Below are 13,376 nucleotides of genomic sequence, written 5' to 3'. Positions count from 1 at the left end.
AATGCGCTTAGCCATTATCACCACACACCCCATCCAATACTACGCCCCGGTATTTAAATTACTGGCAGATAAAATTGATGTTAAAGTGTTTTATACCTGGGGTAATGAGGCGCAGGAAAAATTTGATCCCGGCTTTGGCAAAACCATCTCCTGGGATATCCCATTACTGGATGGCTATCGTTACGAGTGGGTAAAAAACACCTCCCCCCAGCCGGGTTCCCATCATTTTAAAGGCATTGTCAATCCCGGTCTTATCCATCAGATAAAATCATGGCAAGCCGACGCGGTTTTGGTATACGGCTGGGCATATGACAGCCATTTAAAGGTCATGAGACATTTTAAAAACAAAATACCGGTTTACTTTCGCGGCGACTCCACGCTGCTGGATGCTAAACCAGGCGCTAAACAGCTATTGCGGGCTGTTTTTTTAAGATGGGTTTATGGCCACGTTGATCATGCGTTTTACGTGGGCCGCAATAATGGCGCATACTTCAAAAAATACGGTTTGAAAGATAAGCAGCTCACTTTTGCACCGCATGCCATAGATAACGACAGATTTGCCGCCGAAAGCGGTGAAGAAGCTTCCAAAATCAGATCGGATTTAGGCATCAAGCCGGGTGATACTTTAATATTGTTTGCCGGTAAATTCGAAGAAAAGAAATCACCCTATTTATTACTAAATGCTTTTTTAACTTTGGACATGCCCGACACGCATTTATTATTTGTTGGTAACGGTATTTTGGAGGAGACGTTAATGACAACTGCCGGTAAAAACAACGGCGTTCATTTTATCAACTTTCAAAATCAATCGGCCATGCCGGCTATATACCAGGCCTGTAACCTGTTTTGCCTGCCCTCCCAGGGCCCCGGTGAAACGTGGGGCCTTGCCGTAAACGAGGCCATGGCCGCTGGCAGGCCGGTACTGGTATCCGATAAATGCGGTTGCGCAGCCGATCTGGTGAGACCGGCATCCACGGGCGAAATATTTGAAGCCGGCAATATAGCATCCCTGGAAAAAAAACTGCAGGTGCTCGTCGGGGACAAAGACAAACTGGCCATTTTAGGCCGCAACGCAAAAGTGGAAATAACCAACTGGAGTTTCAATAAGCAGGCAGATGCCCTATTGAGCATAATCAATCACCGCCATGCAAACTAACCACGCCCCCTTAGAACGCATCCTTGTATTGTATATTCCCTGGGCACTGGCGGCTTTGCTAAGCAGTGATGCCCAACTCTCGTACCTGATTGCCTGGCTTGGATCGTTCCTGATATTTTTCCTGACCTTAACAGGCTGGGTCAGGCCCATACCGGATGACAGGAGCGTAGCCGAGCAATTGATGCGCCCGGTTTTTTTGGTACAGATCATTTTTGCAGGCTACATGGCCTGCACCTCTATATTTTATTTTCTGGACGTACTCGGCTATCAGAATTTTGAAAAAGTGGGTACGACACTGGTTGACCAGAACCGCCTGGAGTACACGGCACAATGCCAGCGCTACTATTGCCTGGGGCATGCCGCTTTTATATCGGGCATTTTAATTTTTATGGATTATAGTACCAAATCCAAATACTATATGCCGAAAGACAAGCTGGCCAATTTACTGATGATGTTTGCGGTTGCCAGTTTTCCGGCGTCTCTCTTTTTTATCAAGGTACCGGGGCTATCGCAGTTTTCAAACCAATTCAGTTCCCTGAGTTTTATCTCCGGGACGCTGGCACTTGCTTTTGCTATCCCGCTTAAGAAGATTGGCAATACGCTGATTTGCCTGGCCTTTTACTTTTTTAACTTTTACACCGCCTTAACTTCGGGGTTTAAAGAGCCTATCATCATCAGTGTGCTGGTATTGGGTGTTTTCCTGTATCCGAGTTATAAAAAGCTGGTAGCGGGCATCTTTATCCCGCTGCTGTTGCTTTTATTTATGTTCCTGCCCACTTACAACCGTATTTTCAGGCAAAACGCCTGGTCGGGTGATTCCTCGGCCGAAGAGGCAACGCAACTGGCCCTTGATGCAACCTTAAACAACGATTCAGGTGACGAGGACGATTCCAACTGGGGCTTCCTGGTTTACCGGCTGAGCGAAATTGATATGTTTATCAAATTCACCCGGTCAACCCCGAAAAATATCGATTTTTATGGAACCAAACTGCTCAAACAGTCCGGTATGGCTATCGTCCCGCGTATTTTCTGGCCCGAAAAACCCAGCACGGAAGACCTGATCATGGAACGTGTTTATGATGCGGGGGTTGTTAACAGGGCATCAAGTGTATCAGCCAAACCGGCTTTTATCGTAGATGCCTACCTTACTTTTGGCGGTGTAGGTGTTTTTGTGATCATGCTGATTTACGGCGCGTTGGCACAAATTATCTCCGTTAAAGCCGAGAAGCTCTTCGGCGGATATATCCTGGGCACGGCGCTCGTGTTCAGCGGGCTGTTCCAGATCATGTGGCGGGGCCTTAGCTTTGAGTTCCTGATTAATAATGTGTTCTGGAGCTACATCAGCATGCTGTTGATCCATAAAATACTCGTCGCGGGTCATATTTTAAAAGAGGTTTGAGGATTCTACAGGTTTCGGCCTCATACAAACCGGCTTACGTATACGGCGGGCCAATCATGTCGGTAGCTATGCTCAGCGAGCAACTGGCAAAGGCTGGCTGTGAAGTTGATGTTTTTACCACAACAGCCAACGGCGCTACCGAACTTGATGTAAAACCCAACCAAACGGTCATGGTCGATGGTGTCAGCGTTACCTATTTTAAACGGATTACCAAAGACCATAGCCACCTGTCGCCCGCATTGTTAACGGCCCTTTGGAAAAATGTCAGAACTTATGATGCCGTACATATCCACGCATGGTGGAATTTGGTTTCGGTATTATCCTGCCTGATAGCGGTAATACGCGGGGTACCTGTTGCCGTATCGGCGAGGGGTACTTTAAGCCCCTACTCTTTTCAAAATAAAAACCGGGCGATCAAATCACTCATTCATCATTTATTGAGCAAACCTGTATTGAAACGCTGCCATATTCATGCCACTTCGCAGCGGGAGAATGAGGCCGTCAACAGCATCATCAGCCCCAAAAGTTCGGCTATCATACCTAACTTTGTAAAGCTGCCGGTTTATCATCCGCCGGTACAGGTGCAAAACGCAAAAAACGCTGCAATTAAACTGCTATTTTTTTCAAGGATAGAAGAAAAAAAAGGCCTGGATATACTGATCAACGCACTGTCTTTCGTCAAGGCCCCCTTCCATCTTACCATTGCAGGCAGTGGCAGCGAAGCCTATGTTGATAGCCTGAAACAGTTCGCTGCCGATAAAAGCGTTAGCGATAAAATAACCTGGGCGGGCTTTATCAATGAGGACAAGTTTGAGCTATTAAAAAAACACGATCTTTTTGTACTGCCATCCTATGATGAAAACTTTGGCAACGCCGTAATTGAAAGCCTAAGCGTTGGCACGCCGGTGCTCATTAGCCGGGAAGTGGGTCTTGCAGATTATGTCAATAAAAACAGGCTTGGCTGGCTGTGCGAAACAAGCGCCCTATCTGTCGCCGGAATGATTGACCAGATAGCGGCCCGGCCGCGCGAACTGGAACGCATCAGGCAACAGGCGCCCCCTATTATTTATACCGATTTTAACGCGGGTAGCATCGTTGAAAAATATATAGTTTTGTATAGTAAAATCAGCACACCGCATTGAACCCGGCATATTCATTTATCATCATTACCTACAATGAAGGGCAGCACCTGCCCCGTTTGCTGGAATCTATCGGCAGGCTTAATGCACCTGTTTTTATTTTAGATTCGGGCAGCGATGATGATACCTTAGCCATAGCGAAAAAAGCCGGGGCGACTGTTTTGCAGCACGACTTTGAAAATCATCCCAAGCAGTGGGACTTCGCGCTTAAAAACTTCGATATCAAAACGCCCTGGATTATTTGTTTAGATGCCGACCAGGTGGTTACCCCGGAACTGAAAGAGAAACTGGCGAATTTCAGAAACCAGGATTACCAGGGCGTTAACGGCATTTACTTTAACCGGAAGAATTTTTTTAAAGGCAGCTGGATAAAACATGGCGGGTATTATCCCTTTTACCTGCTTAAAATGATCCGCTTTGGTGTCGGCTACTCTGATCTGAATGAAAACATGGACCATCGTTTCATCGTACCCGGTAAAACCGAAGTATGGAAAGACGGGCATATCCTGGAAGAAAACCTGAAAGAGAACCGCATCAGTTTCTGGATAGCCAAGCATAACCGGTACAGCGACTTGCTGGCGCAGGAGGAGGTGGAACGCCTGCAAAAAATGCGGCAGCAAACCCTTAAACCCTCATTATTGGGTTCGCCGGACGAGCGTACCGCCTGGCTTAAGCAGTTGTGGTGGCAATTGCCCCGCTATGTAAGGCCAATGCTTTACTTTACCTATCGTATGCTATTCCAATTGGGCATATTAGAAGGACGTACAGGCATAATTTTTCATTTTTTACAAGGTTTCTGGTTCAGGCTGATTGTAGACATCAAAATTGATGAAATCCTGAAAAGCGGGCAACACCTCAAGCCGGCAAACACAGGCCAGCTCTCGCCCTTGAAATTTATCTTCAGGTTTCTTGCACTGTTTTTGATGTTCTATTACTTTAACATTTTGTTTTTTGGAATAACCAATCCAGGCAAACATTACTACCCGTTTTTGGCCAATCACTTCAATTACATACAGGGTCTCCGTTGGCTGTTGCTGAGTATCAGCACCCAGGTCCTTAACTGGCTTGGTTTTTCGGCTATTCATAATGGTACCGAATTGCTGGTGGCAGGCAAAGGGACCCTCGGAGTGGTATACTCCTGCCTCGGGCTTGGGCTGATGAGCTTTTTTGCAGCATTTGTTATTGCCTACCCTAAAAAAACCAAGCAAAAAGTTATCTTTTTAATCACGGGCATTTTAACTATCCAGTTTTTAAACATTCTGCGTTTTGTGCTGTTGGCATTATTCTGGAATAAAAATTCAAACCGGATTGTTGACCATCATACGGTATTTAATATCATTTTGTACATCATTATAATGGCAAGCCTGTATTTTTGGGTTAAACAAGGCGACAATCACTTAAACAAACATGCACAAAACCAACCTGTCAACTTATAACAACCATCCTTTTGACCCGGGTGGCAATGCCTTAAAAAGGCTGTTATGGTTTTATGTGAATGCCGTTTTCTTTAAAACCAGCTTTATACCTTCAAGTGGTTTTAAAGTATTTTTATTGCGGTTATTTGGCGCCAGGATAGGCAAAAAAGTAACTATAAAGCCTTGCGTAAATATCAAATACCCCTGGTTTTTGCAAATTGGCGACCATACCTGGGTTGGCGAAAACGTTTGGATAGATAGCCTGGTGATGATTACCATTGGCGCCAACGTATGCTTATCACAAGGGGCAATATTGCTAACCGGCAGCCACAACTATAAAACAGCATCGTTTAACCTGATAACCAAAAGCGTTGTTTTGGAGGATGGGGTTTGGATAGGCGCCGGCGCTATGGTAAACCTGGGTATAACTGCCGGCAGCCATGCTATGCTCACCGCCGGCTCAATAGCCACAAAAAATATGGAACCGTACAGTATTTACCAGGGTAACCCGGCAGTAAAAATCCGCGACCGCGAAATTAGTCTGTAAAAAACAACCCCCTATATATGATCGCACAGCAATCTCAAACGCATAAAATTATACTGATAGCATTAAGCTTGTTTGTGCTCATTTTAGGAATAATGATATTTATAGCCCCGGCAGCCATTTTTCCGGATCCGGCCTGGGGTTTACAGGTGATGCATAAAATGCAGGCAGGCGGGGCTTTTAATATTACAAACAAGCCAGACCCTGCTGATATCAGCAAAAACTATAGCGAGTTTTTATCGTGGTGGTCGCCGGGGCAATATCTGGTTCCGTACTTTTTTAAATCATTGCCTGGTGTTAACGATGGGCGCGCAGCGGCCATTACTACTGCTGTATCCGGTTTGTTAGGTATAGCCGGGCTGTATGCCTTTTTTAAAAAGGTGGGCTTTGCAAAGCTTTTGGCAGCTATAAGCGTGCTGATTATAGTTACTCAGCAGGCTTTTTTTGTACCTTATGTATTTTATAATGGTGGCGAGGTTTTACTTTTCGGCTTCCTGGGCTGGTTTTTGTATGGTTGTGTTAGCTTCGACAACGCCAACTGGAAGCTTGCCTTATTTTTGCTGCTATCCGGCTGGATAGGGTTCTTCTGTAAATCATCTTTTTTGTGGATGTACGGCGCCGGGTGTATCTACCTGTGGATCAGCCTTTCTAAAAATAAAACAGCAGTACTTGATTGGATTAAAAATGGCATCTGGATTGGTATTCCCGCCACGCTATCATTTGCTGTAATTTATTTTCAATATATGTCAAAAGGGGCAAACCCGGCCGGCATATCATTTGGGTTTAAATTTAGCTGGGAAGCATTAAGTTTTCCTTTAGCTTCGCCGATATTGACGGGCTTTTCTTTAGATGATATATTAAACGGCCTCATTACACATAGCAATACCCCCATACTTAATCCGTTATGGTCGTTAGTGGTTTTGATATTGGCCGCGGTATTAAGCGTAATTTTAGTAATACGTATTGTTAGGGTTTTTCCTGAAAAAAATTACACGCTGCTGCTTGCCGTTTTTTATTCGGTATCCATATTGTTTTTTGGGTATAGCTTTTTAAAGCAGGCCAATATCTCATACGAGGGAAGGCATTTGCGGATCATAGGCTTGCTGATAACGCCGGGCATTGTTTACCTGGTAAGTTTAAGTAAGCAGCCTGTTAAAATTGGTTTTGGTTTGATGTGCCTGTTTATTACTGCTTTAAGTATCAGGTATTTTGCCCCCAGCTATTATCAAAATGCAACCAAAAATGCCAGGGGAACATCGGGTATAGCGCAGCTGTTTATCGATCAGCAATCGTTAGACCAGATTATGGAACTCGACCGGAAAAACACCGATGCTATTTTTGTATTTATCAGCCCCGACCTGGGCCTGGAGATAAACCATAACCGCTACGTCATATTAGACCCCATTGGCCCCGATGTAAAAATTGCGTTTGATGACTATGTACATTATGGCCATGCCGGTCCCATCTTTATCATGCTCCCGGCAAGTTACATGGGACCAAAATCAAACATCATCCGCAAATGTTTCCCGGGTTATAAAGGTTTTCGTATGGACATGCTGAGTGACAAATATGTACTGTATTCAGCTAAATAACCAATTCCATATATAGCCAGTCTTATGCAGGCGGTTCTTTTATTAAAAAGCTATATTTAAACAGGGAAAGAACGGGCCCGCATAAATATTAGCAGGGGCTGCAGGCCCTCCATTCCAATGTCAAGAACATGATCATTACAAGATGTACATTCGGCTTTCATCAATGGTTTACCATAAAAACAGAACTGAAAGGCACTGCGCTATTTGTCCTAAAAAGATGGTTATCGATCCTGATGAGTATTCACAGCTTAACTACGAATTGTGGTTAGACGTCCCTCAAAAAAAATAAAGCGAAGGAATGATTACTAAAAGCGCAAAAAAGCAGCAGGGGTTCCCTTCCAGGACTGTGAACTACCTCTAAAGCACTGATCCGGCCTGCTGCCATTTGTTCAATCCAATGCAATCAATGTATCGAGGAAAAGGTCAGCGGGGTCTCTGTCACCGCCTAAATCTTATCTGGTCCATATTTTAAAGCTTCCCGCTGCCTTTACCAATATCTTTCCATATATTCCCGAAGGCAGGCCAATCCCATTTGTTGATTTTTCTTTTCAATTATTTAACGTGCCCTGCTGCTCAGCCGCATTTACATTCCCGGCAACACCGACCGGGCGCGCATCTATTCTTTCCATGCTACGGTTACTTGTTTGACAGGCATGTCCTTAATCATCCGTTTATTTCGGCCCGATTCCGGCACGGTCATCCGTATCACTTTTACCACTATTGCCTGAAGTTTATGCTAAGCTCCGGCTTTTGAATAGCCAAGAATCTCATTGTCGCATCGGTGCGCAAACGTCTTTTCAGGAACTTTTACCCAATGCGGTATCTTAACCGTGTTTTTTACAATGCCCGTTGGCCTTTGCCAACATGCAGGCAAAGGCCAACGGGTTTTTTAGTCACATGATAAATCTTATCTGGTCCATATTTTAAAGCTCCCCGCTGATTTTGCCTCCATATCGTTTGCCTGTTCCGAAAAGCCCCATCAAAATGATCTTTCCTGTCAATTACTTAACATAGCCGGCTGATCAGCCGCATGTCTATGCTTCGCCACGCGAGGCAGGCATACCTGTCTGTCCCTGGCCGGCTTCCGGGGCTAAACAGTCAGGCGTTCATTAGCAGCCTTTTTATATTCGCGCCAGGCACCATCATCAGTGCGTTATTTTCCGCCTATTCCCTGACGTTTATGCTAGCTTTCGCCTCTCGATATCAAAGAACGCCTGTCGTTGCGCCCGTATGTAAACGCCTTATCAGGTGATTATTTTCGCAATTCAATATCGCAACCTGTTTTTACGTTGTCATAGTCTTTTATAGCAACAGCATGATAATTTACTTTTTCCGGTTACCGGGGCGTGGCAGGCATGATCGGTGTAAAAAAGATGCTTATTCGCCTGTATAAATAAAAACAGCAGGGATTCAGTTCATGTTGTAGGGCAACCCTGGCCATGGCACTAATTCGTCCTGCTGTTGTTTCTTCATCCGACTACAATCATCAGCAATGCCGGGAAGGGCAGGCGGGACTTGAGTCATTGCATAAGTCTTACCTGGTCCATGTTTTAAAACTTCCCGCTGCCTTTATCCCAAACGTCATTACATCCGTTCCGGGGCCCGGCCCTATGCCATTTTTTGATTTACTTTATCAATTACTTAACAGGGCCTGCTGATCAGCAGTTACTTCATCCTCCGTCACACCAACCGGCCGTATATAATCTTTTTGATAGCACCTGTCCTGGTTTACACAGACAAAGACCCGGAGTATCAACTTATTTCTAACCGCATTGAGCACCAACATCCGGTGCTTTTTTTCCACCTTTGTCTTCCGTTCATAATAAGCTTTAAGTTCTTTATCCCAACGAACCGCTATAGTTGCACAGATATGTAAAAGGCTTTTCATCTTCTTATTAGCTAAATGCGATACCCTACCCCTGCTTTTTACAGTTCCTGATTCGTTTTTAAACGGTGCAACCCCTGCGTAACAAGCGAACTTCTTTGGATTGGTGATATCCGTGAATTCGTTAGTAACAATGATCATTTGCACTGCCGTCACGAAGCCGATACCGGTTACAGAGGTGATCAGCTCCGTCAATCTTTTCAATCTTGCATCTTCCTCGATCAGTTTTAACATGAAACGATTGAGCTGTTCAAGATCGGTTTTAATCGCCTCAATGGTATTTACGCAAAGCTGTTCGCTCTTATCATGCATTTGCCTGCTAAAAAAAGCTGATTGTTCCTGCAGGGGCGTGTTGACGGATACGGATATCCCCAGCATTCGTTCCCTGATGGTAAATAAATTCATCAGCATCTGTAATTCTCCTCGTCTCGGCACCCATAATTTTACCAAATCTTTATGCCGCTGCGCATAAACTGCGATCCGGATGGCATCTATTTTATCATCCTTCCCGCGCACAAGCCCCATGGAACGCCTGATCCGCAGCGGGTGTTCTAAAAAAACGTTGGTTTTCAGCTTTTTTAAAACGTCAAGCAAGTGGTTACTATAAAAACCGGTTTTTTCCATGCAGAATAGCGCCCTGGATAACCGGAAGCCTGCAATGGACTTCAATTCACCGATAAGTTCTTCAATGGCGGCCGGTTCATTAGCCCCTACCTTATGAAACATCAAGTCCCGGCCATACATCACCGCATAGTCAAGTTTATTCTTGGAAACATCGACACCAATAAAATAGGAGATGGCCAGGGGTCTTTTTTTCTTAACAGTTGTCATCATGTAATTACTTCAATTTCAAATACCTTTTAGGTAACCAGCCCCGTTATCCCGGTTCAAAAATAGGCGTTAATTTCAACAGAAGCAAATTTATATACATTTAATGTGTATAAACATACATCTAATATATATTAATATACATTAAACGAATATAAATAACTGAATTTCAATTAATTATCAATGTATATATTTGCATTTTACTTTAACGAATGGACAGACCTCGTCTTAACAGGCTAAACATTGTACTCGCTGAACTGAGCTTCAGCCAAAAGGACCTGTCAACTTACCTGGGCGTTAATCTTAATACCATTTCAAGGTGGTGCAGGAATATCCATCAACCTGAGCTGCAAATGCTTAATCAGATCGCCAAATTCTTCCAAATCGATATCCTGCGCCTTATTGAACCGTCTAACTGGGAAAATGAGACGGGCCCGCCCGCATATACCGTGTATCTTGCGCAAAAAGTGAAAGAAAAAAAGTCCGGTAAAATTCGGCAAAGAACAACTATAGCCCCAAAAAAAGGCAGGTAATTCCAGCCCCGTATCAACTTATCCGCCAATCGGAAAGGCCGGGAGTTAACCGGTGCTATTCGGCGACAGTCCTGGTGATGAGCACGTTCATTCCCCTGCAAATTTTTTTATAACAAATGAAGGGCAAAGAAAGTTATCAAACAACGCGAATCCGTCAAAGATCACCAATCTGCAGGCAAGCACCGGGCAGCCTCCTTACCCGGCGCGAGATAGCAGTTATTTCGAACCCGAAAGAGCTCTTAAGCATTGGCATCGCCTGGTCTGATGCGGATAATCGCTAACCTCGAAGGGGCATGGCCAGGAATCGGTGGCAGTCCCCGAGTTGTCACTTTACCGCGGGGCGATGCCTTTTACCCCTATTCTTTTCCAGACTCCAGGAATTACCTGACCAGTATCCCCGAGCTGGTCAGGTTCACCTCATTTTCAAATAGTGGATCATCCAGCAGTGATTATACTACCAATATCTTTGAAATCAAAAATCCCGAAACGGTAAACATCCTGCAACATTTTTTGATAAGCCCGTAGCATTCAGCCGGACCAGTAATCAAATTCCGGATATCAAAAAACATATCACAAATCCATTCATCCCAATTTCCATTGCCAACGAGCTATCTAAATTTCATTCGTTTAACAACGGCGATATGATCAGGGAACAGACAGAAGGAGAATTAATTATCGTGACCAATTCGAAAACATTTGAAGAGACCGACTTTCAAAACCTGCCAATGCCCGGGCAAGATTGCGGGCCCCGTCAGCTTTTGCCTTTGAAAGCTTTGAAAACCTCGTGGAATGCTCAAAGTCATTGCAAAAGGCAATTGTTTCCTGGCTTGAAAAGTACAAGGCAGACCAAATGAACATCCGGTCATATCTATGCCAGGACCAGTAGTTTTCAGTTTTTTCTAATTACCAGATGTGCTAAGGCCGGATCACTTAGTAACCGCTCCATTTCCATCTCAATAATATCCCTGACATCCTGTTTGATCTGCAAATAATTCCGCCCGACAATAGCACCGGTGATCTTCCTGACCTCCGGCAGCGGCACATATCCATCGATCTCTATTTTCAGCGCCGCATGGTCATTTATAACCTCGCAATGAAACGCTTTTAATGCAATCTTACAATCCGGGTTATCCGCTACCATACCAACGAATTCACCTGAACTTAAAGCGGAGATACGGGAAGGCGGCACGGCTGCTTCTAATTGTTTCGAGCGGCTGATTGAGGTATCGCTGCGGTTAATGGAGAGACTTTCCCTGTCCTGCATGATCCGGCCGATCTTTTCCGAAACGCTCTTTGCCGTATCTCCGGATACCTGCCCCACCGCCATGTTACCGGTTATATTCATGATCACATCCGCCTGCTCGCGCCCGTAATCCTTACGCAACTGGCTGGCATCCTGTATGCCCAGACAAGTCGAAATTAAATTGGATCTGCCCGTGGAAATTGTGGGTATGATGTCCGTCGTCAGGGTCGGGAACTCGTCAAATACCAGGCTGCATTTCAGCTTATCCTTTTGATTAATGATCTTCAAAAGCCGGTTTGTGAACAGCGATAGTACAGCGCCATAGATCTGTATCTTTTGCGGGTTGTTTCCCATGCAGACGACCTTCGGTTCCTTTGGGTTATTGATATCCAGTGTGAACTCATTACCTGATAACACATAATATAACTGCGGTGAGGCAATGCGCGCCATCGTGATCTTGGCTGAGGCGATCTGCCCCTCCAACTGTTCAACCGCATCCCGCTTGTAGGCACTGATAAAAGGATTGATCAGTACATCGATTTCTTTTTGCGTGCTTAGCAGCGTGAACAGGCTGTCATAATCCGCCTGCATCAGCTCGATGACATGCGGCAGCGTACAGAACTCGCCGTCATTGTATTTACGCAGGTACCAGATGATCGCCGTTAAAAAGTTGATCGGGGATTCGACGAAAAAATCACCTTGTTTTTTGATCCACTCGCGGTTCAGGCCCAGGAGGATCGTTCGCGCCGATTCCACCGCATCGGTCAGGTCCAGTAAAGCAGAAGGATCTAAAGGATTACAGCGGCTGCTCCGCGACAGGTCATCGAAATTGATCGAAAAAAACTTAGGCTCGACTTTATAACCACCTTTATATTTCAGCCAGGTGTTATAGGCGATCACCGCCAGGTCCGGCATTTTGAAATCGTAAACGAACATCGCAAAACCCTTGCGGATATGCTGGGTAATCACATGCCGGATAATGAAGTAGCTCTTACCCGAGCCCGGACTACCCAACACGAGCAGCGCGCGGAATAAATTGATAAAATTGATCCAGCCATGGCGTTCTTTACCCTTCAGTATATATTTCACCGGCAGGTTCACCGAGTATTCGTTTTCCAGCAGCCGTTCCTCCTGCGGAAAAGTCTCCTGGTCGCGGTTGAAGATGTCGCCTGACAGTTTATCCCGGATGATGCGGGACAGCATGGTGCCGCCGCTCATCATCAGCAGGTAGCCCAAAGATGTCACCCCCATATATAGCAGCGCTACCCATTCCATTTTCAGCGGCAGCAACAAGAAAAAATAGCTGGTCCCGAAAAAAAAGAGACCGGTGACCAGGTACAGCAAAGCGGACTTGGCCGTCTGCTTTTCATCTTTTTTGCCCTGCACCCCGATGAGCGCGATGGCCAGAAAAACCAGCGCGATCAGCTTGGGTTTTAGAAAGGGACTGAACAGCCCCGTCCGTACAATATTGGCCAGTAAGCGGTCCGTCAGCGCCGAGACCCAGTGCCAGCCGGCGAAAGCCCCGTAACATGTCTCATAAAAATGCAGCAGCAATACGGCTATGCTGATCATCCTGGTCATATCCAGGATCTTGCGCATCGCCTGATCGTTCTCTCCCGTCTGCATAAATTCCCCCCTCTAA

The 13,376-nt window shown here is 45.3% G+C and carries 9 protein-coding genes; 7 read left to right on the top strand and 2 right to left on the bottom strand.

Annotated elements, in window-relative coordinates; all coding sequences use genetic code 11:
* Position 1: 1 nt before the first annotated feature.
* The 6 genes from ACFGVS_RS00830 to ACFGVS_RS00805 are packed head-to-tail and all read left to right on the top strand — an operon-like array spanning position 2 to position 7,245.
* On the top strand, positions 2-1,156 hold the full coding sequence (locus ACFGVS_RS00830; protein ID WP_439697054.1) for a glycosyltransferase family 4 protein: 1,155 nt from the start codon (positions 2-4) through the stop codon (positions 1,154-1,156).
* Positions 1,146-2,555, top strand: coding sequence for an exosortase Y-associated Wzy-like protein (locus tag ACFGVS_RS00825; protein WP_439697053.1), 1,410 nt, complete (start codon positions 1,146-1,148; stop codon positions 2,553-2,555). Before ACFGVS_RS00830 ends, ACFGVS_RS00825 begins: the two co-directional genes overlap by 11 nt.
* Positions 2,552-3,697 (top strand): XrtY-associated glycosyltransferase XYAG1, encoded by a 1,146-nt coding sequence (locus tag ACFGVS_RS00820; protein ID WP_439697052.1) that lies wholly within the window; start codon positions 2,552-2,554, stop codon positions 3,695-3,697. The genes ACFGVS_RS00825 and ACFGVS_RS00820 overlap by 4 nt, the downstream gene beginning before the upstream one ends.
* Positions 3,694-5,130: an exosortase Y gene (gene xrtY, locus ACFGVS_RS00815; protein ID WP_439697051.1), complete on the top strand. Its 1,437-nt coding sequence runs from the start codon at positions 3,694-3,696 to the stop codon at positions 5,128-5,130. The genes ACFGVS_RS00820 and xrtY overlap by 4 nt, the downstream gene beginning before the upstream one ends.
* The gene (locus tag ACFGVS_RS00810) at positions 5,102-5,656 is read left to right on the top strand and encodes a putative colanic acid biosynthesis acetyltransferase (protein WP_439697050.1); all 555 of its coding nucleotides are present in this window, start codon (positions 5,102-5,104) and stop codon (positions 5,654-5,656) included. The genes xrtY and ACFGVS_RS00810 overlap by 29 nt, the downstream gene beginning before the upstream one ends.
* A gap of 17 nt (positions 5,657-5,673) precedes the next feature.
* The gene (locus ACFGVS_RS00805) at positions 5,674-7,245 is read left to right on the top strand and encodes a hypothetical protein (protein ID WP_439697049.1); all 1,572 of its coding nucleotides are present in this window, start codon (positions 5,674-5,676) and stop codon (positions 7,243-7,245) included.
* A 1,633-nt stretch (positions 7,246-8,878) separates the two neighbouring features.
* On the opposite strand, the gene ACFGVS_RS00800 is transcribed toward ACFGVS_RS00805, so the two are convergent.
* A complete protein-coding gene (locus ACFGVS_RS00800) occupies positions 8,879-9,964 on the bottom strand; it encodes an IS110 family transposase (protein WP_439697048.1) in 1,086 nt (361 codons plus the stop codon).
* Between the two features lie 206 nt (positions 9,965-10,170).
* On the opposite strand from ACFGVS_RS00800, the gene ACFGVS_RS00795 reads away from it, so the two are divergent.
* Positions 10,171-10,491 (top strand): helix-turn-helix transcriptional regulator, encoded by a 321-nt coding sequence (locus ACFGVS_RS00795; RefSeq protein ID WP_439697047.1) that lies wholly within the window; start codon positions 10,171-10,173, stop codon positions 10,489-10,491.
* A gap of 889 nt (positions 10,492-11,380) precedes the next feature.
* On the opposite strand, the gene mobC is transcribed toward ACFGVS_RS00795, so the two are convergent.
* Complete coding sequence (mobC, locus tag ACFGVS_RS00790) at positions 11,381-13,360, bottom strand: conjugal transfer protein MobC (protein WP_439697046.1); 1,980 nt, start codon at positions 13,358-13,360, stop codon at positions 11,381-11,383.
* Positions 13,361-13,376: the final 16 nt, after the last annotated feature.

The sequence above is a fragment of the Mucilaginibacter sediminis genome (genome assembly GCF_051903035.1).
Lineage (GTDB): Bacteria > Bacteroidota > Bacteroidia > Sphingobacteriales > Sphingobacteriaceae > Mucilaginibacter.
The sequence above is the reverse complement of the archived record's forward strand: the minus strand, read 5'-3'. Positions and strand labels throughout refer to the sequence as shown.